The organism is Arthrobacter sp. BC5, from assembly GCF_056680255.1.
This window is the reverse complement of the sequence record NZ_CM155273.1, coordinates 1,333,004-1,355,114: the sequence shown is the minus strand read 5'-3', so window position 1 is coordinate 1,355,114 and position 22,111 is coordinate 1,333,004. Positions and strand designations below refer to the sequence as shown.

At 68.5% G+C, this 22,111-nt stretch carries 20 protein-coding genes; 8 read left to right on the top strand and 12 right to left on the bottom strand.

Annotated features, from left to right (window positions below; all coding sequences use genetic code 11):
* Positions 1-59 precede the first annotated feature (59 nt).
* From purB to AC1MFI_RS06150, 3 genes are all read left to right on the top strand, one after another.
* A complete protein-coding gene (gene purB, locus AC1MFI_RS06160) occupies positions 60-1,490 on the top strand; it encodes an adenylosuccinate lyase (RefSeq protein WP_479820235.1) in 1,431 nt (476 codons plus the stop codon).
* A gap of 63 nt (positions 1,491-1,553) precedes the next feature.
* Positions 1,554-2,429, top strand: coding sequence for an endonuclease/exonuclease/phosphatase family protein (locus AC1MFI_RS06155; protein ID WP_479820234.1), 876 nt, complete (start codon positions 1,554-1,556; stop codon positions 2,427-2,429).
* Positions 2,430-2,500: 71 nt separating this feature from the next.
* Positions 2,501-3,943: a lipase maturation factor family protein gene (locus tag AC1MFI_RS06150; RefSeq protein WP_479820233.1), complete on the top strand. Its 1,443-nt coding sequence runs from the start codon at positions 2,501-2,503 to the stop codon at positions 3,941-3,943.
* On the opposite strand, the gene AC1MFI_RS06145 is transcribed toward AC1MFI_RS06150, so the two are convergent.
* The 5 genes from AC1MFI_RS06145 to AC1MFI_RS06125 form a co-directional block, all read right to left on the bottom strand.
* Complete coding sequence (locus AC1MFI_RS06145) at positions 3,920-4,486, bottom strand: 2'-5' RNA ligase family protein (protein WP_479820232.1); 567 nt, start codon at positions 4,484-4,486, stop codon at positions 3,920-3,922. The genes AC1MFI_RS06150 and AC1MFI_RS06145 overlap by 24 nt on opposite strands.
* 48 nt (positions 4,487-4,534) lie before the next feature.
* Positions 4,535-5,452, bottom strand: coding sequence for an FHA domain-containing protein (locus AC1MFI_RS06140; protein ID WP_479820231.1), 918 nt, complete (start codon positions 5,450-5,452; stop codon positions 4,535-4,537).
* A 14-nt stretch (positions 5,453-5,466) separates the two neighbouring features.
* The gene (locus AC1MFI_RS06135) at positions 5,467-5,721 is read right to left on the bottom strand and encodes a hypothetical protein (protein WP_479820230.1); all 255 of its coding nucleotides are present in this window, start codon (positions 5,719-5,721) and stop codon (positions 5,467-5,469) included.
* A 131-nt stretch (positions 5,722-5,852) separates the two neighbouring features.
* A complete protein-coding gene (locus AC1MFI_RS06130) occupies positions 5,853-6,836 on the bottom strand; it encodes an aldo/keto reductase (protein ID WP_479820229.1) in 984 nt (327 codons plus the stop codon).
* 9 nt (positions 6,837-6,845) lie between these two features.
* The gene (locus tag AC1MFI_RS06125; protein WP_479820228.1) at positions 6,846-8,381 is read right to left on the bottom strand and encodes a cryptochrome/photolyase family protein; all 1,536 of its coding nucleotides are present in this window, start codon (positions 8,379-8,381) and stop codon (positions 6,846-6,848) included.
* A gap of 134 nt (positions 8,382-8,515) precedes the next feature.
* On the opposite strand from AC1MFI_RS06125, the gene AC1MFI_RS06120 reads away from it, so the two are divergent.
* A complete protein-coding gene (locus AC1MFI_RS06120) occupies positions 8,516-10,003 on the top strand; it encodes an FAD-dependent oxidoreductase (protein WP_479820227.1) in 1,488 nt (495 codons plus the stop codon).
* Between the two features lie 142 nt (positions 10,004-10,145).
* Here the strand turns inward: AC1MFI_RS06120 and mscL are convergent, their stop codons facing one another.
* Both mscL and AC1MFI_RS06110 read right to left on the bottom strand, forming a co-directional pair.
* Positions 10,146-10,565, bottom strand: a complete 420-nt coding sequence (gene mscL / locus AC1MFI_RS06115) for a large conductance mechanosensitive channel protein MscL (RefSeq protein WP_479820226.1) — start codon at positions 10,563-10,565, stop codon at positions 10,146-10,148.
* A 108-nt stretch (positions 10,566-10,673) separates the two neighbouring features.
* Entirely contained in the window at positions 10,674-11,231 is a 558-nt protein-coding gene (locus AC1MFI_RS06110) for a TetR family transcriptional regulator (RefSeq protein WP_479820225.1), read from the bottom strand.
* Between the two features lie 61 nt (positions 11,232-11,292).
* On the opposite strand from AC1MFI_RS06110, the gene AC1MFI_RS06105 reads away from it, so the two are divergent.
* Positions 11,293-12,882 (top strand): MFS transporter, encoded by a 1,590-nt coding sequence (locus tag AC1MFI_RS06105; protein WP_479820224.1) that lies wholly within the window; start codon positions 11,293-11,295, stop codon positions 12,880-12,882.
* 258 nt (positions 12,883-13,140) lie between these two features.
* Here AC1MFI_RS06105 and AC1MFI_RS06100 read toward each other — a convergent pair whose 3' ends face one another.
* Both AC1MFI_RS06100 and gdhA read right to left on the bottom strand, forming a co-directional pair.
* Positions 13,141-14,109, bottom strand: coding sequence for a TIGR03885 family FMN-dependent LLM class oxidoreductase (locus tag AC1MFI_RS06100; protein ID WP_479820805.1), 969 nt, complete (start codon positions 14,107-14,109; stop codon positions 13,141-13,143).
* A 60-nt stretch (positions 14,110-14,169) separates the two neighbouring features.
* Positions 14,170-15,510 (bottom strand): NADP-specific glutamate dehydrogenase, encoded by a 1,341-nt coding sequence (gene gdhA / locus AC1MFI_RS06095; protein WP_479820223.1) that lies wholly within the window; start codon positions 15,508-15,510, stop codon positions 14,170-14,172.
* 837 nt (positions 15,511-16,347) lie between these two features.
* Here gdhA and AC1MFI_RS06090 point away from each other — a divergent pair.
* The 3 genes from AC1MFI_RS06090 to AC1MFI_RS06080 all read left to right on the top strand — a co-directional run bounded on the left by AC1MFI_RS06090 (position 16,348) and on the right by AC1MFI_RS06080 (position 18,928).
* Positions 16,348-17,961 carry a peptide chain release factor 3 gene (locus AC1MFI_RS06090; RefSeq protein ID WP_479820222.1) on the top strand — a complete coding sequence of 538 codons (1,614 nt, stop codon included), beginning with the start codon at positions 16,348-16,350 and terminating at the stop codon, positions 17,959-17,961.
* Positions 17,962-18,085: 124 nt separating this feature from the next.
* A complete protein-coding gene (locus tag AC1MFI_RS06085; RefSeq protein WP_479820221.1) occupies positions 18,086-18,382 on the top strand; it encodes a hypothetical protein in 297 nt (98 codons plus the stop codon).
* An 81-nt stretch (positions 18,383-18,463) separates the two neighbouring features.
* On the top strand, positions 18,464-18,928 hold the full coding sequence (locus AC1MFI_RS06080) for a GyrI-like domain-containing protein (protein ID WP_479820220.1): 465 nt from the start codon (positions 18,464-18,466) through the stop codon (positions 18,926-18,928).
* Positions 18,929-18,973: 45 nt separating this feature from the next.
* On the opposite strand, the gene AC1MFI_RS06075 is transcribed toward AC1MFI_RS06080, so the two are convergent.
* The 3 genes from AC1MFI_RS06075 to AC1MFI_RS06065 are packed head-to-tail and all read right to left on the bottom strand — an operon-like array spanning position 18,974 to position 22,055.
* The gene (locus AC1MFI_RS06075) at positions 18,974-19,813 is read right to left on the bottom strand and encodes a CPBP family glutamic-type intramembrane protease (protein WP_479820219.1); all 840 of its coding nucleotides are present in this window, start codon (positions 19,811-19,813) and stop codon (positions 18,974-18,976) included.
* Positions 19,810-20,778, bottom strand: a complete 969-nt coding sequence (locus AC1MFI_RS06070) for a bactofilin family protein (RefSeq protein ID WP_479820218.1) — start codon at positions 20,776-20,778, stop codon at positions 19,810-19,812. The genes AC1MFI_RS06075 and AC1MFI_RS06070 overlap by 4 nt, the downstream gene beginning before the upstream one ends.
* The gene (locus AC1MFI_RS06065) at positions 20,775-22,055 is read right to left on the bottom strand and encodes a hypothetical protein (protein WP_479820217.1); all 1,281 of its coding nucleotides are present in this window, start codon (positions 22,053-22,055) and stop codon (positions 20,775-20,777) included. Before AC1MFI_RS06065 ends, AC1MFI_RS06070 begins: the two co-directional genes overlap by 4 nt.
* Positions 22,056-22,111 lie beyond the last annotated feature (56 nt).

Below are 22,111 nucleotides of genomic sequence, written 5' to 3'. Positions count from 1 at the left end.
GGCCCGCTATGTGGACAGCAGGGTGAGGCCCCCTGCCCCCTCCGTGAAAGGATGGGGCCATGGCTGACTCCGCACTCTCCCGGGTTGAATTCGCTGCACTGTCCCGAGGGGAGGGGACGTCCCTGACCCTCGGGCCGCTCGACGGCCGCTACCGCGAGGCGGTCGCCCCCCTCATCGACTTCCTCTCGGAGGCTGCGCTCAACCGCGACCGCGTCCACGTCGAGGTCGAATGGCTGATCCACCTGACCCGGGGGTCCGTGCTGCCCGGGACGGAGCCGCTGCGCCAGGAGCAGGAAACCGCCCTGCGGGCCATCGTCTCGTCCTTCGATGCGGGCTCGGTCGCCGAGCTCGGCGAGATCGAGGCCGTCACCGTGCACGATGTCAAGGCGGTGGAGTACTTCATCGGCCGTCGCCTCGAGGAAATCGGCATCGGGCACCTGAAGCCCCTCGTCCACTTCGGCTGCACCTCGGAGGACATCAACAACCTCTCCTATGCACTGGGAATCAAGGGTGCGGTCCTGGACATCTGGCTTCCCGCCGCCCGTAGCCTCGTGGCGTCCATCACGGACCTGGCGCGGACGTCGAGGGACACCCCGATGCTCTCGCGCACGCACGGACAGCCGGCCACGCCCACCACGCTCGGCAAGGAGATGGCCGTCGTCGCGCACCGACTGACGCGCCAACTGGACCGCATCGCCGCGACCGAATTCCTCGGCAAGATCAACGGCGCCACCGGCACCTACGCCGCGCACTACGCCTCGGCCCCGCAGGCGGACTGGCAGGACGTCGCCCGATCCTTCGTGGAAGGGCTCGGCCTCGGCTGGAACCCCCTCACCACGCAGATCGAGTCGCACGACTGGCAGGCGGAGCTGTACTCGGACGTCGCACGCTTCAACCGGATCCTGCACAACTTCTGCACCGACGTGTGGAGCTACATCTCCATCGGCTACTTCGCACAGATCCCGGTGGCAGGCGCCACCGGGTCCTCGACCATGCCGCACAAGGTCAATCCGATCCGCTTCGAGAACGCGGAGGCCAACCTGGAGATCTCCTCGGCGCTGCTCGACGTCCTCGCGTCGACCCTCGTGACCTCGCGCTGGCAGCGCGACCTGACGGACTCCTCCAGCCAGCGCAACATCGGCGTGGCACTCGGGCACTCGCTGCTGGCGATCTCGAACGTCGCGAAGGGCCTCGCCCGTCTCGACGTCGCCGAGGACGTCCTCGCGGCGGACCTCGACGGCAACTGGGAGGTCCTCGGCGAGGCGGTGCAGATGGTCATGCGGGCAGAGGCGATCGCCGGCGTGCCGGGGCTCGACGACCCCTACGAGCGCCTGAAGGAGCTGACCCGCGGGCACCGCGTGGACGCGGACCGCATGCGCGAGTTCGTCGGCAGCCTCGGCCTCAGCGACGACGCCGAGCAGCGGCTCCTCGCGCTGACGCCCGGCCGCTACACCGGGATAGCAGCGCGGCTCGTGGACCACCTCGACTGACCCCGCGCCCGCATGATGCCGGGCAGCAGTGAGGACCCACGAGCCGCACCCCGGAAAGGCGCCATGCCACGACCACCTGCAGCACCTGCGCTCCTCCGCGCCAGCGGGACAGCCCTCCATGCGATGAGCTTCAACATCCGGTACGACCGCCAGGCCTCCCAGCCCGGCGATGTCGATTACTGGCCGGACAGGATCGCGCCCCTGCAGGACCTGGTGCGCCGGGAGGTCCCGGCGATCCTCGCCGTGCAGGAAGCCCTCCACCACCAACTCGCGGCCATCGAGGAATCCCTGCCCCCGACGTACCGGATGATCGGCGCGGGCCGGGAGGGCGGCAGCCGGGGTGAGTACTCGTCGATCTTCTACGACGCCGAGCGGCTGCAGCTCATCGAATGGGACCAGTTCTGGCTCTCGGACACACCGAAGGTGATCGGATCCTCCAGCTGGGGCAACGGCGTGGCCCGCATCGTCACGTGGGGCCGCTTCCGGGACACCGCCGCGGACCGCGAGATCCTGCTCGTCAACACGCACTTCGACCACGACTCCGACAACGCCCGGGTCCGTGCGGCTGCTGCCGTGCTCGACCTCGTGCGGTTCTTCCGGCCCCGGTTGCCCACGATCGTGATGGGCGACTTCAATTCCGACGCCGGCTCCTCCGCCTACCGGAGCTTCCTGGCCTCCGGCGTCCTCGGCGATGCCTGGGTCCTCGCCAGGGAGCGCCTCACGCCCGACTACGGGACCTTCCCCCGCTACGGCCCGCCGGTCGAGGGCGGCCGACGCATCGACTGGATCCTCACGACCCCGGACGTGCTGGTGCTCCAGGCCGCGGTCAACACCTCGACCCTCGATGGCAGGTATGCGAGCGACCACGTGCCCGTCCAGGTCCTCGTCGACATCCCGCGCCTGCGCTCCGACGACGCCCGTCCGGCAGGGCACCGCTAGCACGCCGCGAACCTCCGCGGCCCACGGATGCCTCCTTGACCACCGGTCTGCGCGAACAGGACGCTGGATGGATGGAGTGGTTGACCGATGTCCTGGCGGCCGAGGACTACGAGGTGGGCCGGCAGATCGTGCAGCGTGGGGTGGCGGCCGTGTACCTCATCGCCTTCCTGTCGGCGGTCGCCCAGTTCCCCGCGCTTCTCGGCGAGAAGGGCCTGATGCCCGTCCCGGAGTTCCTGGAACGGGCGGGCAGGAGGGCCGGGCCGTCGCTCTTCCACCGCCGCTACTCGGACCGCCTGCTGCTGATCGTCGCGTGGTCGGGTGCGGCCATCTCGGCGTTGCTGGTCATCGGGCTCCCCCAGGCCGGGCCGCCGTGGGTACCCCTCGCTGCGTTCCTCGGAATCTGGTGGCTCTACACCTCGATCGTGAACATCGGCCAGACCTTCTACGGCTTCGGCTGGGAGAGCCTCCTCCTGGAGGCCGGATTCATCGTCGCCTTCCTCGGTTCCCATGAGGTGGCCCCGCCCTTCCTGGTCCTGCTGATGATCCGCTGGCTCGTCTTCCGCCTCGAGTTCGGGGCGGGCATGATCAAGATGCGCGGCGACCGCTCCTGGCGCGACCTCACGGCGCTCTACTACCACCACGAGACGCAGCCCATGCCGAACCCGGCCAGCCGCTTCTTCCATCTGCTCCCCAAGCCGCTGCACCGCCTCGAGGTTGCCGGCAACCATGTGACGCAGCTGGTGGTCCCGTTCCTCCTCTTCGCACCGCAGCCGGTCGCGGGATTCGCCGCACTCATCATGATCGTCACGCAGGGCTGGCTCGTACTCTCGGGCAATTTCGCGTGGCTCAACACGCTGACCATCATCCTGGCGTTCGCGGCCGTCCCCGATTCCTTCTACGAAGCGGTGTTCCCGGCCCTCGACCTGTCCGGCGCCTACCAGCCAACCCCCCTGTGGTTCCTGATCGTCGTGGTGCTCGCCATGCTGCTCCTCGCCTACCTGAGCTGGCCGTCGCTCGTGAACCTGTTCGCCCGGCATCAGCTGATGAACGCGAGCTTCAACCGCTGGCACCTCGGCAATGCCTACGGGGCGTTCGGGAGCGTGACGAAGGTGCGGTACGAGGTGATCGTGGAGGGCACGCTCGACGACATCGGGCCGGGGGCGCAGTGGCGGGAGTACGAGTTCAAGGGCAAGCCCGGGGATCCCTCCCGGATGCCCCGCCAGTTCGCGCCGTACCACCTGCGGCTCGACTGGATGATGTGGTTCCTCGCCCTCGGCTCGGAACGCGGCTGGTTCACGCCGTTCCTGGTGAAGCTCCTGCAGGCGGACCCACTGATCCTCAAGCTGCTGCGGAAGGACCCGTTCGACGGCGTGCGACCCAGGTACGTGAGAGCGCGGATCTTCCTCTACCGCTTCTCGACGCGCGAGGAGAAGCGGTCCACGGGACTGTGGTGGATCCGGGAACCCCAGGGTGTCCTGGTCCACCCGGCGTCACTGCGCGCCGAGGTCCCCTGAGCCGGCGAGCGAGGCGGAACCGCCCCCACCGAGCAGGATGAGCCGTTTCTCCTGCGCGTCCCACCGCCGCACGACGCCGGCGCCGAGCCGCACGGGCGGCCGGTTCCTGAGGATCTCGAGCGCGGCCGCCACCTGCTCCGCGGTGAGGCCGTGGGCGAGGGTGATGTGCGGCGTCCATGCCCCGGGGGCCGTGGTCGGAACCACCTCCGCCACGCCGTCCAGAGCGCACCAGATGCGGCGGTGCAGGGCGGCGAGTGCGGTGTCCGTCACGACCTGCCGCGCGAGCACGAACTTCCGCCGGCTCGGGAAGACCAGGAATCCTCCGGTCGTCAGCTCCTGCGGGGAGCCTGCCGCGGCTACCGCGAGGTCGCCGTCGTACCGCCCGCCGATCCGTGCCGCCGCCGCGAGCGTGATGTGGGGGCTGTTGCTCGAGGACTGGTGCCGTGACTGGTTGGGCAGGCCTTCGGCCTCCAGCGCAGCCCAGTCCTCGAGCAGGAAGAGATCCGACGGCGGATCCAGCAGCAGTTCGACGCTATCGGCCATACCGCGCGCCCCCTGCTGCACTCGGCGGATCCCCTCTCTGCACCCGGGTCAGCGCGGTTGCCGCCGGAAGTCGCCGATGCCTGCCGAACCGTCCACCTCGGTGGCCCCGGTCCGCGGATTGCGCTGCGGGCGCTGGTAGGAGAGCTCTCCCCCGTTGCGTCCGCCGAAGGGCCTGCCGTGATCGGCGTACTCCTCCCGGAAGAAGGCGAGCGCCCACTGGCCGAGCTGGATGCGCGCACCCGTGCGGAGCACGGAAGGCTCCCTGCCGTTGACGCTGCCCGTGATCGGGCCGCGCGGGAGCAGCACGTACTCGTCGTCCTCGGTGTGCACCACCTCGGCGTGGAGATCGTCGAGCCCGGCGAGCCTGAGCATGGCGTCCTCCCCGCTCCCGATGGTGGTCCGTTCGCCGGAGAGTTCGAACTCGCGCGGCACCTGGCCGTTCCAGCGTGCTGAATCCTGCACGAAGATCAGCCGCGGACGGCCGCTTCCGGGCACGTAGTGCGTGGTCGTGATGGTCCGCCTGATGCGGCGGTTGACCGTCGGCACCAGCGGGAACGGCGTGGACGGCGGGAGGAGCGACGGCGCATCGCCCTTCTCGAGTGCTCGTCGACCGATGCCGAGCAGCGGCGCGAGCGTTCCCGGGGAGCCCAGCCGGATGTGCGGCGAGCGGGTGATCAGCCGCTGCGTCAGGGAGGGCTTCACTGCGCCGACGCTCACCAGGAGCCCGTTGGGCCCGGTGACCGTGATCGAGAGTCCGCGCTCGGACAGTCCCTTCGCCAGGGAGCGGACCTGCCCGATGCTGGGCAGGTTGTTCCCGCGGAAGGACGCCGGATCATCGACGAAGATCTCGATGGAGGTGCCGGAGGCCTTCACCGTGCCGGTCAGTCCTGCCTCCGGCTTGCCGTCGACCGCCGGTTCGCCCAGCGAGAAGTCGATGTCGATATCGAACCTGAGTGTCGAGGCCATGTCGCTGGGGCTGTTCAGCCCGTGAAGGGATCGGAGCCGCCGGCTGCGTTGTCGCTCGTGGTGATGCGCAGCGTCCCGTTGAACTTCCAGGTGGCCCGGGGTGCGTCCGGGCCGATATCGCGCGGGACCTCGACGGTCATGTCCTCGAGCGTGTAGTTGATCGCGGCTCCGCGGCCGGTGAGGTAGGACCACATCTCTTCGGCGAGGTCCGTCCAGTCCCGGATGGTGTGCGATTCGCCGGCGCTGATGGGTGAGGTGTTCTCGGTCATGTCGATTCCTTCATCGGTGATTCAACAATGACAGACGTCCTCTAACTCCGTCTGACTTCGGTAGTGCACACCTTAGTCGAGGTCCCTGACATCCGGAACCCGCCCGCAGCGGGCGGGTTCCGTAGGGCCGCTCACCACTTGGGGTGGACGGTGGCCCTGAAGTAGCGGTCGTAGATGCCGCCGACGGCGGTGCTGATCTCGGCTCCGAGACCGGTGTGATCGGCGGCCGCGGCGTTGGCCCTCGCCTGTTCCGGATTGCGCGCTCCGGGGATGACCGTGCTGACGCCGTCCTGCGCGATGATCCAGGCCAGCGCGGCCTGTGCCGTGGTCACGCCCTCCGGGACGAGGTCGGCGAATTCCAGTGCCGCCTGCAGGCCGGTCTCGTAGTCCACACCGGAGAAGGTCTCGCCGACGTCGAACGCGTCACCGTTGCGGTTGTAGTTCCGGTGGTCGTTCTCGGCGAACGCTGTGTCCTTCGTGTACTTGCCCGAGAGCAAGCCGGAGGCGAGGGGCACGCGCGCGATGATGCCCACGCCCGCCGCTGTCGCGGCCGGCAGGACCTCCTCGAGCGGCTTGAGGCGGAAGGCGTTGAGGATGATCTGGACACTCGCGGTGTTCCCCCGGGCGATCGCCGCGAGCGCCTCGTCGGTGCGCTCCACGCTGACGCCGTAGTTCTTGATGACGCCGTCGCCGACCAGGGTGTCGAGGGCGTCGTAGACCTCGTCGGAGCTGTAGACGGCGGTCGGCGGGCAGTGCAGCTGGACGAGGTCGAGGGCGTCGACGCCGAGGTTGGTCCGTGAGCGGTCGATCCACTGACGGAAGTTGGCCAGCGAGTAGTTCTCGGGGGTCTGATCGACGCGGCGGCCCATCTTGGTGCCCACGAAGATGTCGAGGTCCGGGTTGTCGGCGAGGAAGGACCCGATGGTGGCCTCGCTCCGGCCATCGCCGTACACATCCGCCGTATCGAAGAAGGTCACGCCGGCCTCGACGGCGGCATCGAGCACGGCGACGGCGTCCTTGTCCTCCACCTCGCCCCAGTCAGAGCCGAGCTGCCAGGTGCCGAGGCCGACGACGGAGACGGGACGACCGGTTCTTCCAAGGGTTCGTTGTTCCATGATTGAAGACTATAGGCCGGGCAGCGTCGCCTCCGTCACCGGCGTCCCCGGCACGGACCGAAGCGCTTCCACCGCCGGCACGCCGTCTGCGAGCCATCGCGCGGCCTCGTGCCGCAGTTCGGCGCGGCGCCCGGCCGCCATGCGGTCGAGGAGCACCACGCTCATGCGGGATCTCGGATTGCGTGCGAACAGCTCCCGGTGGTCACCCACGAACTCCCAGTAGAGGGCGTCCCAGCTGAAGCGCCAGGGACCGTCCTTGAAGTCACTCATCTTCCTGATGTAGTTGCTGCCGCTCACATAGGGCTTGGTGGTGATCATGCTTCCGGCCGCGTACTGGCTCATGGCGTAGACGTTGGGCACCATGACCCAGTCGTAGGCGTCGATGAACATCTCCACGAACCACTCGTAGACGGCATCGGGCTTCGCACGCATCAGCAGTGCCGCGTTGCCGAGCACCATGAGGCGCTCGATGTGGTGCGCGTAGGCCGTGTCGAGGACTCGGGTGATCACGGAGTCCACGGGCCCGAGGCCCGTCTGCCCGGTCCACCACCGCTGGTCGAGCTCCGCGGTGAGGCCCAGCGTGTTGCCGGTCCGCATCTCCCTGCCGCGCAGCACGTAGGACGCCCGCATGTACTCCCGCCACCCGATCACCTGGCGGATGAAACCCTCCACGCTGTTGATCGGCGTACCGTGGCGTTCCGCGAAGTCCAGGGCGAGGTCCACGACATCGGCGGGGCTCAGGAGTCCGATGTTCAAGCTGGAGCTCAGGGCGGAATGGAACAGGTAGGTCCTCCCCTCGGCGATCGAGTCCTCGTACGGCCCGAAGAGCTCGAAGCGCTCCGTCAGGAAGACCTCCAGTGCCTCGAAGGCCTGCCGGTGCGTGACCGGCCAGTTGAAGGACCCGGCGTTGCCCGGGTTGTCCGGGAAGGCGGCCTGCACCCAGGCGATGGCGTCCACCACGTCCGGCGGCCGCTCGAACTCGGGCAGGTCCGGCAGGGGCAGCTTCTTCGGCAGCTTCCTGCGGTTGTCCGCGTCGAAGCTCCACTTCCCGCCCTGCGGGGAACCGTCACGCTCCACCAGGATGCCGAGCCGCTTGCGCTGCCATTCGTAGAAGCTCTGCATGCGCCAGGTGTGCGACGAGAAATAGGTGTCGATCAGGTCCCGCGGGGTGAGGAACTGCGGGGTCTCGAGGACGCGCGCCTCCACGCCGGCGTCGGCGAGGGTCCGGCTGAGCCGCCGCTCGAGCCAGTCGTCGACGACGTCGTAGTAGCTCACGACCGTGGCTCCGCGTTCCGCGAGCAGTTCCGCGAGCCGTTCCTGGCTGGGGGACTCCGCCGATGTCTCCACATAGTCCACCGAGAAGCCCGCACCCTCGACCCGGCGCGCGAAGAGGGTCAGGGAGGCGCGGTGCAGCACGAGTTTCTGCTGGTGGAAACGGAGGCTGCGGAACAGGAGGTCGTCCTCCAGGAACACGAAATGCGTGTGCGGGGATGCTTCGAGGTGCTCCTCGAAGAGCTGGTGCGGGAGGACGAGCTGGACATGCACGGCAGGTGCCTTCCTGGGGGCGACGATCGTCGGGCGCAACCCTAGCGCCCGGCTCCGACAGGGCGCGGAGCCCTTGACTGTAAGCAGGCTTAGTGGTTGCGTGGGATGACCGACCGGCTCCTGAAGGGACCACCATGAGATCGCTCTGGCTCGACACCGCCCCGCTCATCCCGTCCGATACGCTGCAGGACGGCGCCGCGTACGACTCCGTGGTGGTGGGCGCCGGGCTGACGGGCCTGACGACGGCTCTCCTGCTGGCTCGGGCCGGGCACCGGGTGGCGATCCTCGAGGCGCGGACCGCCGGAGCGGTGACGACCGGCAACACCACGGCCAAGCTCTCGCTCCTCCAGGGCACCAGCATCTCGACCATCCTCAAACACCACGACGCCGAACTCGCGCGCGCCTACGTGACCGGCAACCGTGAGGGCCAGAGCTGGCTGCTGCGCTTCTGCGACGAGCACGGCATCGGCTACGAGCGACGGGACGCCGTCGACTACGCGACCACCGACACCGGCGCACGCAAGCTCGCCTCGGAGCACGAGGCCTGTGTCGAGGCCGGCCTGGACACCGAGCTCGGCAACGCGGCGGTGCTCCCCTTCCCCGTGCGGAGGACGCTGCGCCTGAAGGACCAGGCGCAGTTCCACCCGATCGAGGTCCTGGCCGGGCTGGCCTCCGAGTTCCGGCGGCACGGCGGCGCGCTGATCGAAGGCGTCCGCGTCGAGGGGGTCGCGAAGACCGGGGCCGACGGCGTCGAGTTGAGGACCAGCGCGGGCGCGGTGACGGCCTCGAACGTGGTACTCGCCACGGGCATCCCCATCCTCGACCGCGGCGGCTACTTCGCCGTCCTGCAGCCCATGCGTTCGTACTGTGTCGCCCTGACCGTGGAGGACGACGTACCGGAGGACATGTACCTCAGCGCCGACTCTCCCACCCGGTCGCTCCGCACCGCCGTCGTCGACGGGACGAAGTACCTGATCGTGGGCGGGAACGGGCACAAGACCGGCCACAGCTCGAACACGCAGGCGAAGGTGGACGACCTCACGCGCTGGGCGCAGGAGTACTTCCCGACGGCGCGCCCTGCCTACGCCTGGTCCGCCCAGGACTACGCGCCGGCCGCGGCCGTCCCCTACGTGGGCAAGGTCCCGGCCGGCGGCGGGCACATCTACGCCGCGACCGGCTACAACAAGTGGGGCATGACCAATGCGGTCGCGGCATCCCTGGCCCTCTCCGGCGAGATCCTCGGCGGCAACATGCCCTGGGCGGAGACGCTCTACCGGACGAAGGTCAGCCCGGCGGACGCCCTGCAGACGGCGCAGGCGAACGCCGTCGTCGGGATGGAGATGGTGTCCGGGTGGCTGTCCGGCCTCGCGAAGACCGGCACATCCGTGCCCGGCGAAGGCGAAGGGCGCGTCATCCGCGAGGGCGCGCGGCCCATCGGCGTCTGCACGGTCGACGGCGTGCAGCATCGCGTCTCGGCGGTATGCCCGCACCTGCGCGGCATCCTCAACTGGAACGACGCCGAGCGGTCCTGGGACTGCCCGCTCCACGGCTCGCGCTTCACCGCGGACGGAAGACTGCTCGAAGGACCGGCCACGTCGGATCTGGCGGACACGCGGCGGTAGGGCAGATTCCTTCTGCGGGCCGACCTCGTGGTCCATGTGATCTCCGCGTGGCCGGACAGGCCGGCGGCGAGGAGGTCCCGGCGGGCACCGGTGTGGGCGCGCAGGGTTCGTCGCCGTGCGGCGTCGTCGTTCCCCTGGGCGCTCACCGCCGGGCCTCCCGGGCCGCCATCTCCTTCAGGAGGTCGCGCATCTCGGTGAGCAGGGCGGTGTCCACGGGGACGGGCCGCTCCTGCTGCTCCTGGGGGGCGGCGAGGGCCCGCAGGCGGGCGTTGGCCCGGTTCATCGGCACCACGAACAGGAAGTAGACGACCGCCGCGGTGATGAGGAAGGTCACCGCTGCGGTGATCACGGCACCGATATCGACGAACGTCGCATCGTTCCCGGGACGGATTGGGAAACCGAGGCCTGCGGCGTCGATGCCGCCCGCCGAGGCGATGACCGGGTTGATGATGTTCGCCGTGAACGCCCCGACGAGCGCCGTGAAGGCGCTGCCGATCACCACCGCGATCGCCAGTTCGACGACGTTGCCACGCAGGATGAAATCCCTGAAACCCTTGATCACGTGATTGTCCCCTGCTCGATGGTCCTGCCGGATGGAACTGCACGGACCACTCTAGTGAACAGCGGACACACCGGACCCGTTCCTTCCCTTCCGGACCTGCACGGACCCCTAGGACGCTCCGGCAGCACGTCCGCGTCCGGCGACGATCAGGTCGACGACATCGAGCAGTTCGTCGATCTCCGCGCGGCTGGTGCGCTCCGAGCCGGCTGCGGCGAAGAACGCGGCGTCGTAGTAGAGCCCGTCGCCGAGCAGCTTGATGGCGCGCGCTGTGGTCCGGTCCCCCAGCTGATGTTCCAGGGCATCCAGCCACCGGTCCTGGATGTCGCCGAGGGAGGCCTTCGCGATCGGGTGGCCCTGCTGCGCGAGGCGGGCCATCGAGACGAGGGCCCGGTCCAGCGCGCTGTCCTCGAACACGGACGTCCGGATGTAGTAGCGCGCCGCCCCGTCCGGAGCCGAGGTCATGGACTCGCGGTCCTTGTCGGCGAGACCGCGGAGCCGCTCCGCAAGGCCTTCCACGAGCGCTTCCTTCGAGGGGAAGTGGTACAGCAGACCGCCCTTGGAGACCTCGGCGGCGGCTGCGACCGCCTCCATGGTGGCGGCCCTCTCGCCGTCGCGGATCAGCGCGTTTTCGAAGCTGTCGAGGATGCGCTCGCGGGAACTGGACACCTCCTGATGATACCGGTCACTTTTGTTGTACTGTACCGGCTGGACGGTATAGCTTTGAGGCATGACCTCTTCACCTTCCTCCTCTGCACGTGTGTCCGGGGTGAACCCGCGTGCCGTCTCCTCCTCGCCCGTCTCCCTTGCCGGTCGGCGCGAATGGTTCGCCCTTGCCGTGCTGATGCTGCCGGTGCTGCTGGTCTCGGTCGACAACACCGTGCTGAGCTTCGCGCTGCCGGAGATCTCGCGCCACTTCGCCACGAGCGGTACCACGCTGCTCTGGATCGTGGACAGCTACCCACTGGTCCTCGCCGGACTCCTCGTGGCGATGGGCAGTTTCGGTGACCGCTTCGGTCGGCGCCGCCTGCTCATGATCGGCGCAGCCGGCTTCGCCCTGTTCTCCGTCGCAGCCGCGTTCGCCCCGACCGCCGGGTTCCTCGTGGCGTCCCGTGTGGGCCTCGGCGTCTTCGGCGCCATGCTCATGCCCTCGACGCTGTCGCTCATCCGCAACATCTTCACGGACAGGAACCAGCGCCGGATCGCCATCGCCGTCTGGGCCGCGGGCTTCTCTGCCGGTGCCGCCCTCGGCCCACTGCTCGGCGGCGCACTCCTCGAGCACTTCTGGTGGGGCTCCGTGTTCCTCCTCGCGGTGCCCGTCCTCGTGCTGATGCTCGCGCTGACCCCTGCCGTGGTCCCCGAGTCGAGGGACTCGAACCCTGGGCGGGTCGATTACGCCAGCATCGTCCTGTCCATCGCGACCATGCTGCCGGTGGTGTACGCGATCAAGAACCTCGCCAAGGGCGGGCCGCTGCTCGTCTCGGTGACGGCCGCGTTCATCGGGCTCGCGTCCGGAACGGTGTTCGTGGTGCGCCAGCTCCAGCGGCGTGATCCCATGCTCGACGTCCGCCTGTTCACCGTGCGTGCCTTCACCGGCGCCGTCCTGGTCAACCTGCTGGCCATCTTCTCGCTCGTCGGGTTCCTGTTCTTCGTCTCGCAGCATCTGCAGCTGGTTCTGGGCTACAGCCCGCTCGACGCCGGACTCGTCCTGCTGCCGGGCCTGTTGGTGACGATCGTCGCCGGCCTCGCCGTCGTCCCGCTCGCCCGCCGACTGGCACCGCACGTCGTCGTCTCGGTGTCGCTGCTCTTCTCGGCGGCCGCCTACGGGATGATCGCCTTTCTGGGCGAGGGTGGGTCCGCCGATTTCCTGATGGTCGCCTTCGTCGTCCTCGGGGTCGGCGTGGGTGCGTCCGAGACCGTCTCGAACGACCTGATCCTGTCCACGGTGCCTGCCGCGAAGGCGGGTGCGGCGTCCGCCGTCTCCGAGACGGCCTACGAGGTGGGCTCCGTACTCGGCACGGCCGTGCTCGGCAGCATCCTGCTCGCGTCCTACCAGCGCAACCTGATGCTCCCCGCAGGCCTCAGCAGCGCCCAGGCGGACACCTCCACCGAGACCCTCGGCGGCGCCGTCGAGGTCGCCACGCACCTCGGCCCGAGCAGCGCGTCCCTCCTGCGGGACTCGGCATTCTCCGCCTTCGACAGCGGGGTGACCGTGACCGCCGGGATCGCCGCACTGCTCATGGTCGGCGCCTCGGCGCTGGCAGCATGGAGCCTGCGGAGCAGGACGACGGTACCGGGCGGAGCTGCGGCCCGCTCCTGAGTACGACGGCAGTCGGAACGGCGTGGCCGCCGCCCGTGCTGGCTCCCCGCAGCCATCGTGAGATCACGCTCGCGCAGCCCGACGTCCAGGTCCAGCCCGGCATCCACCCCTGTACCCCCGTCATGCGTCGGGGCTCCGATCCCACCCGGCAACCCCTCACCGACCCCTGCATACACCTGAACCCACTGCTGGAGCAGTTCCCTGCTGTAGCCAGGTTCCGCTCGGCGGCGTCGGGACGCCCGGGGACCGGCGTCGCCGTCAGATGCCGCGGACCTGCGGCAGGACGTCCGTGCCGAAGATTTCCATGAAGGCGCGCTGGTCCTGACCGACGTGGTGGAGGTACAGCTCGTCGAAGCCGAGTTCCGCGTACTCATGGAGCCATTGGGCGTGTCGCCCCGTATCGGCGGAGATGTTGACCGTCCCGCCTACCTGCGCCACCGAGACACGCTCCTTCTCAGCGTACTCATCGAACTGCAGCGCGGTGGCGATGTCCCACGCCGCGGGAGGTCCGATCGAGTTCGTGCGCCACTGGTGCATGGCGATCGACGTGGCCTCGTCCTCCGTCGCGGCCCAGCTGAGGTGAACCTGCAGGACCGCCGGGCCTACGCCCCCTTCCTCCCGGTAGGCGCCGAGGAGTTCCTTGAGCCGCTCAGGAGGTTGATTGGTCGTGATCAGGCCGTCGGCCCACGCTGCAGCCCGACGCGCGGTCTCGATCGACATCACCGGGCCCAGAAGGGGCGGTGGTGTTTCGGGCAGGTCCCATACCCGAGCCCTGTCCACCGTCACCAACCCCTGGTGGGTCACTTCCTCCCCTGCGTGCAGGCGCCGGATGACCTGCACGCACTCCTCGAGTCGCTGTTGCCGCACTCTCTTGTCCGGCCAGGGATCGCCGGTGATGTGTTCGTTCATGTTCTGGCCGCTGCCCAGGGCCATCCAGAAACGTCCCGGGAACATGCTGGCCAGGGTGGCGGAGGCCTGAGCCGTAATGGCAGGGTGGTACCGCTGGCCCGGGGCGGTGACCACGCCGATCCGAAGGTCGGTGCTGGCAAGGGCCGCACCGAGCCACGCCCAGGCGAATCCGGCATGTCCCTGGACGGGGGACCACGGCTCGAAATGATCGGAGCACATGACCGCCTCGAACCCCACCGACGCGGCCGTCCGGACATACCTCAGGAGCCGCCCGGGCGGGATCTGCTCATGGGAGGCATGGAAGCCGATGGTACGCAGCATCAGCCCCTCCTTTCCCGACCATGGCCCCGACCGACGATCCGCTGGTGCCGGGGGCTGTCACACGACTCCGAGTGCGAGCATGGCGTCCGCCACCTTCACGAAACCGCTGATATTCGCGCCGGCCACATAGTTCCCTGGCATGCCGTATTCCTCAGCGGTAGCCGCGCACCGGTGGTGGATGCCCACCATGATCTCCGTGAGGCGCTCCTCCGTGTGCTCGAAGGACCAGGAATCACGGCTGGCGTTCTGCTGCATCTCCAGTGCGGAGGTGGCCACACCGCCGGCATTCGCAGCCTTGCCCGGCCCGAAGAGGACCCCGGCCTGCTGGAAGACCTCCACCGCCTCCGGGGTGCAGGGCATGTTCGCTCCTTCAGCAACGGCGAGCACTCCCGAGCGGACGAGTGACCCGGCAGCGGCTTCGCCGAGCTCGTTCTGCGTGGCACAGGGCAGCGCGACCGTCGCCCCTACATCCCAGATCGAGCCGTCCGCCACGAAATGGGCGCCCGACCCCCGCCGATGCGCGTACTCGGAAATCCGCCCGCGCTCGCTTTCCTTCACCTCGCGCAGGAGGTCGACGTCGATGCCGGCCTCGTCCACGACGTACCCGGAGGAATCAGAACAGGCCACGACCGTCGCGCCGAAATGTTGTGCCTTCGCGATGGCATGAACTGCCACATTCCCGGAGCCCGAGACGATGACCCTCTGCCCCTCGAACCCGAGGCCCCTGGTCAGAAGCATCTCGCGGGCGAACAGAACTGCACCGTAGCCGGTCGCTTCGGGACGCACGAGGGATCCACCCCAGCTCATGCCCTTCCCTGTCAGCACCCCCGACTCATACCTGTTCGTGATCCGCTTGTACTGCCCGAACAAGTAGCCGATCTCCCTCCCACCGACACCGATATCGCCGGCCGGCACATCGGTGTATTCGCCGATGTGCCGGTACAGCTCGGTCATGAAGGACTGGCAGAACCGCATCACCTCGGCATCGGACCTGCCCTTGGGATCGAAGTCCGAGCCTCCCTTGCCCCCGCCGATCGGCATCCCGGTGAGCGAGTTCTTGAAAACCTGTTCGAAGCCGAGGAACTTCACGATCCCCAGGTACACCGACGGGTGGAACCGCAGGCCACCCTTGAAAGGTCCCAGGGCGGAGTTGAATTCCACCCGGAAGCCCCGGTTGATCTGCACGGTCCCCACGTCATCGATCCACGGGACCCGGAAGATGATCTGGCGTTCGGGTTCGCAGAGCCGCTCCAGCACCGCTGCGTCCACGAACTCGGGATGCTTCACCAGCACCGGGCCCAGCGAGTCGAACACCTCGATCACGGCCTGATGGAATTCCGTCTCACCGGGGTTGCGGCGGAACACCTGATCACGCACAGCAGACAGAGCCGGATCCATGGAATCCCCTGATCTCGAGAACGGGGCCCTCGGCGAACGGAGGACCAGTGCTCCCTCTCCCGCCTGCGGGGCCCGGAAACACTAAGTGCACTGTATATCGCGGCGCACTCCAGTGCCCCCGCCTGTTGGGCATTGCGCTTCTCGCCATACCGGGCACCGTGCAGCCATCGGGCCAATCGTTGCATTAACGAGTTTCTTTTCTTTCTAGCAAATTCGGAATGTGCGCAGAATATCACTAGACGGATGAGCGATTTCGGTGGAGAAAAGGGCTGCGGAGAGAATATATATCCCCCAAGAACAGTCCTGCCCAACCCTTTTGTCACATCGCACTACCTGCTTTTTACATATACCACTACCTATAGGTCGGGGCGAAAAGAGCGTACATACTGTGGTCAGCAGATTGCGATCCGGGCAGTACCGCACCGAACGCCCCTTTGTACAGGGTCTGCTCAAATCAAACGAGGTGAGCTTCATGGCTTCAGCACTGATATCCGTCGACGTGCCTTCCTGCACCGCATGTGGCACCGATGAGTACCTGGCATACGAGGATTTCATTCCTGCTCGCACACTTCCCACCGGCGGAGTGGTTCCCCCGAGCGTGAACTACACCTGCACGAAGTGCGAGCAATACAGCGGACACGGCGTCCCCGACGGCTGGGAACCGCCGGGGTGGTTCTGTTACTCCTGAATTCCCCTTCAAGAGCACTGCACAAGAACGCCGACGCGCCGCGCCCGGCTCGTACCGCGAGGGCAGCTCCACGTACCCGGCGCCCACGCGGACAGCGAACAACCGGCCGCCCCGGCAGGTGCCTCACCGGGATCGGGGACAATGGATGTGTGGCCCTGTTAACCGAATCCCCCGTCCTCGACGCCGACGCGATCCGCCGCGAGGCCGGACGCCGTCGCACCTTCGCCGTCATCTCCCACCCCGACGCCGGGAAGTCGACCCTCACGGAGGCGCTTGCCCTCCTCGCGCGTGCCATCCAGGACGCCGGTGTCACGCACGGCAAATCGAGCCGACACGCCACCGTGTCGGACTGGATGGGCATCGAGCAGGAACGCGGCATCTCCATCAGCTCCGCTGCGTTGCAGCTGACCTACCGCGATACCGTCCTCAACGTCGTGGACACTCCCGGCCACGCCGACTTCTCCGAGGACACCTACCGCGTCCTCGCCGCCGTCGATTCCGCCGTCATGCTCATCGATGCCGCCAAGGGCTTCGAACCGCAGACCGTGAAGCTCCTGGCCGTCTGCAAACAGCGCAACATCCCGATCATCACGGTCATCAACAAGTGGGACCGCCCCGGCTTGGATGCCCTCGGCCTGATCGACGACGTCGGTGAGCGCACCGGCATGACGCCGGTCCCGCTGACCTGGCCCGCCGGGATCGCGGGCGACTTCCAGGGCCTGCTGGACCTGCGGGCGGAGCGCGCCATCGCACTCGAGGCCGTCGAAGCGGGCGCGCAGGCCGCCGCGGAGACGGAGATCGACATCGACGCGCTCGATCCGCGCGATGCCGGCGCCTGGCTGGACGCCCGCGAGGAGTCCGGCCTCGTCGAATCCTCGAACGGATCCTTCGATCGCGAGGAGTTCGAGGCTGCCCGCCAGACACCCGTCCTGTTCGCTGCCGCGGCGAAGAACTTCGGCGTCTCGCAGCTCCTCGACATCCTCGTGGACGTCGCTCCCTCGCCGACCCCGCGCCCCTCCAAGGAGGACGAACCGCGGCCGATCGACGCACCGATGTCCGGTTTCGTCTTCAAGGTCCAGGCCGGCCAGGACAGCGCGCACCGTGACCACATCGCGTACCTGCGCATCTGCTCCGGCACGTTCGAGCGCGGCATGGTCATCACGAACCAGCGGACCGGCAAGCCCTTCGCCACCAAGTACGCGCACCGCGTCCTGGGCCGCAGCCGCGAGGTGGTGGACACCGCCTGGCCGGGTGACGTCGTCGGACTCGTCAATGCGACCAGCCTCCGCGTGGGCGACAGCCTCTTTGCGGAAGAGCCCGTCCAGTTCCCCGACATCCCGCGGTTCTCACCCGAACTCTTCGCCGTCGCACGGGCGAAGGATCCCGGCCGGTACAAGCAGTTCCGCCGGGGCATCGAGCAGCTCGAGCACGAGGGCGTGGTGCAGGTGCTGCGCTCGGATCTCCGTGGCGACCAGGCACCCGTGCTCGCCGCCGTCGGAGCACTGCAGTTCGAAGTCGCCGCCGAGCGGCTCGGCACGGAGTTCAACGCCCCGACGTCGCTGGACAACCTCTCCTACACGCTGGCAATGCGGGTGGCTCCAGGGAGCGAGGGCGTCCCCCAGACCTTCCGGGGCGGAGAGATCATGTTCCGCGCCGACGGCGAGGTCGTGGCGGTCTTCGGCGACAAGTGGAAAGTGGGGCACTTCAGGAAGGACTTCCCCGACGTCGTCCTCGAGCCGATCGGCGCCGCCGTCGACCAGTAGGACCGTTCGGGGGCAGGTCTCCTGACCACGCGCCGGTCCTCCGCGGCCTGCCCGGACGGACAGCGGAGGACGGCCGGCGCGTTCCGGCAGCGACGTCGTTCCTGGCCCCGAATAGACTCAAGGGGTGCGCTATCCCGAGTTGGCTCGCAAGCACGATGGTGGCTTCGTGCTGTATGTCGTGGCTGCCGTCATTGCCGCGGTCGCGCAGCTCGTGGCGGGGTTCTTCTATCTGACGAGCGGGCTCCTCGCCCCGCTGTGGGCTGTGGCGTTGTTCCTCGTCTGGTGGCTGATCCTCACGCGTGTCGGCGTGAAGCTCGCGCTACGCCAGTCGTATTGGCTCCTTCTCGTGCCGGTGGTGGCGGCGGCCACCTGGTTCGTTGTGATGTGGGCCGGCGGCACATTCCTTGGCTGGACGCCCTGAGGGGCCTCGCAGTCCCGAGAGTCCGACCGATCGGGACCTTCGACACTGGGCGCCGACCGCCGGTGGGACGAGCGTTGGTCCATGACGACCATCCAGATGATCGAGCACGGTGAGCAACCCACGGCGGGCGTCCGGGAGCAGGTGCCGATGACCGAGCTGACCGGGTTCTTCTCCCGTGCGTACCGGGACACCATGGCGGTGCTGCAGGCCCAGGGCGTGCGCCCCGTCGGGGCCCCCTTCGGGAAGTACTACGGCCGGCCGGGCGCCGTCGTCGACGTCGAAGCGGGCTTCCCCGTCGCCGCGGCCATCGTGCCCGCCGGGAACGTGGTGTCCGGGACCCTGCCGGCCGGGACCGTCGTCGAGGCCATCCACACCGGCCCGTACGACACGATGACGGACACGTATGCGCAGCTCGACCGCTACTTCATCGATGCCGGGCTGAGGTCGGGATCCGTGATGTGGGAGAGCTACCTCACCGATCCGGACGCCGAGCCGGATCCCACGAAGTGGCGGACCGAGATCTGCTGGCCCGTCGACCGGGGCTGAGCCGCCGGCGGTCCTTCCGAGCATGGTGGCAGCAGCTGCCGGAGACTACCTGGCCGGCCTGCCCGCCACCGGAGTGGGCTCTCGCCGCACCCGCCGTGTGAGCACGACGATCGCCACGGCGGCCATGGCAAGAGTCACGAGCACTTCGGCAAACCGTTGCCCCGGGACGGAGACGAGCTCTCCGGCCGCGTTGGCCGCAGCGTGGAGCACGACCACCGCGAGGATGCTGCGCCCGGTGGCGAAGTAGACCGCCCCGTACACGAAGGACAGCGCGAGAAGGACCACCATGAACAACCAGAAACCCGTCGACCACCGACCCAGTCCGTGCTGGTAAGAGCCGGTGAGGAAGAACAGCGGCAGGTGCCACAGCGCCCACACGGCGCCCACGATCGCGGCTGCTGCCGGTGCGCCGTGCCGGTCGCTGAGCGCATCCAGGGCGTACCCGCGCCACCCCGGCTCCTCAAGGACTCCGGCGACGACAGCGGTGACCAGCACGAGCGCGGCTCCGGGCGCGAGCCACGGGCCTTCACCGCCCATGACTGCCCGTCCGAGGACGGAGGGCAGGAGCGCCACGACCGCGACAAGGACCCACCAGTGCGGCCGGACCCGGCGGACATCGAACACGCGCCGCCAGAAGTCGCGTTCCGTCTGCCCGCGGCCGGCTACCCGCAGCAGCAGCGCCGCGGACAGGAGCGGCCCGCTCCCGCCGAGGACGAAGAGCACGAAGGGCACCGGATCATCCCAGGTCCCGCCGGACCATGCGGCGAGCCACCAGAACGTCCAGCTCCATCCGAGGGTGATGGCCAGGAACCACCATGGGCGCAGTCCAGGACGGCGAGAGATCACCATGGAGCCCGAACCGGAGATACCCCTCGCCATGGTCATCCGCCCCCGCCTTCAGGATCATCCAGGCTGTCATCCGGTGGTAGGTATCGGCGCAGTCCGAAGCCGGTGAGGACCACCGCTCCGGTGGCCACCACGGCCAGCACTGCCGCTGCGAGGACACCGACAACCGGCACCAGCCCCAGAAGTTGCAGGGACGCAACCACCAGGGCCGCACCTAGTGCCGCTGCCCGTGGGGCCGGCCATTGCCTGCCGGTTCGCCGTGCAAGGCGTCCACCCAGAACCAGACCCAGGCCGACCGCCCCATAGAGAAGAGTCACCCCGGACAGGACGAGGACGACAGCCGCCAGCGGGATCAGGAAGAGGGTGAAGGCCATTGCCACGACGAGGGGCAGGACCGTGATGAGCACCAGCGTGCCGAGGGCGCCGCTGACCAGGGGGAACCCGGCTGCGGCCGCGGCCACGCGGCGGACCGGGCGTGGAACCAGCCGGGTGAGCAGCCAGGCGAGGGCAGCCGCAGCCAGGACAGAAACCGAAGCCCGCAGGGCACGCTCGGCAGGGGAAGCGGGCGTGGGGGCCCCACCGAGTATGCCCGCAGGTGTGCGTTCCTCCACGATCCGTCCCTGCACCACTGCGCCCGGCTCCCGGATCACCTCCCCGCCGGCAGCGCTGACGTCACCGGTGACCACAGCAGTCTCCCCGAGGGTCACCGTGCCTCCAAGGATGAGGACGTCGCCGGTGATTGTACCTTCCAGGCGGGCCTCGCCGTCGAGGATCGTGATGGATCCATGATGCTCGGCAGCGGATCCGAGCGTCATGGACCCACCGGCCACTACGGTGTCGCCGACCAGGGACTCGTTCCCGGAGAGATCATGGCGGCCCTGCGTGAACAGGGTGAACGAGTAGCGTCCGGTCTGGTCCTGGGGTCCACACCCGGTGATCACACACGCGATCATCACCCCCAGGAGGAGCGATCCCCCCGACCTCAGGGCGGCGCGCGCGGTCATCCTCGCTCCTCCTGCGTCGCCCGCCGGTTGCCGGAGGGCAGGACCAACAGGACCAGGACGACACACAACAGGGCGATGCTGATCGCCGATACCAGCCGCAGGTGCTCGGCGAACGGCACGCCTCCGGAGCGCAATGCCAGCGACAGAGAGGTGCTGAGGAAGGTCGCGAGCCATCCGGAGACGCCCACGCCCAGTGCGGCGTTGCGGGCGATGGTCCCGGGCGTCGAGAAATCCGCCCAGAGTGCGAAGTTCACTACGGTGTAGATACTCACCGCCACCGCGTAGAGCAGGGGCATGCCCAGGGTCGCGGGCAGCTCCGGGGTGGTCAGCGCATGCAGGACGTAGCCGACCTGGGCCAGGGCGAACAGCCCGAAGATCCAGGCCAGTAGGGCCCGCAGCCCCAAGGCCGGGTAGAGGATACCGGCGGCCGCGGCCGCGAGCACGTGGGTGAGGCCGATGGCCCATAAGATGCGCGGATCCGTCGAGTGCCAGGCCGAGCCGATGTAGACGGGGGTGTCCACGATGCGCAGGAACCCGAGACTGTCCACGAAATACACACCGAACATCAGCACCAGGGCCAGGGTGAAGTTCCGGCCGGGCCATCCCGTGCCCCCGACGCGGTCCCGCACGAACCGTCCGGCTCCGTAACGGCGGAGCTGGTGCTGCCGGGCGAGCTCCGCGGTCACCGGCAGGGGCGCGAATGCCAGGAGCGCGAGGCCTGCAGCAGCCGGGATCATCAGCCACAGGAGCTGCGCGGTGAACTGCTCGATCCGCCAGTCCGACGAGAAGACGGCTGCGGGCAGGAATGCCGCCGAAGTCACCACGGCAGCGACAGGACCGCGATGTCGAACCGGAACCAGGTCGCAGGTCAGCCCGAACATGGACGGCACCCCACAGCCCAGCACCACCGAGGCGGCCACAACCCAGCCCACGAGTGAAGCTTCATCGCGCAACCCGGGAGCCAGGGCGGTAAGCGCCGTCTGCAGCACCACGACGACGGACAGCAACCGCAGCTTGATCACGAAGACCCCACTCCAGCGGCGGAGGTGCATCACCATTCCCGCGCACAGCGCCACGAGCAGCGTCAGCCCTGCCAGCAGGGCCATCACGCGCGCAACACGGTCCTCCCGGAGCCCGACGACGCGTGTACCGAGGTCAGTCAGCCCCAACTGCACGAAGGTGAGGTTATAGAAGTAGCCCGCCGAAGCTGCGCCAACGAACAGCAGTATGCCGAATCGGGCTGTCCACTCCTCGCTCCACCACTGGGCGCCGAGCATCCGGCGCCGATGAGAAGTATGCAGCGCCCACACCGCCGACCCCCTTGGCCACGGCC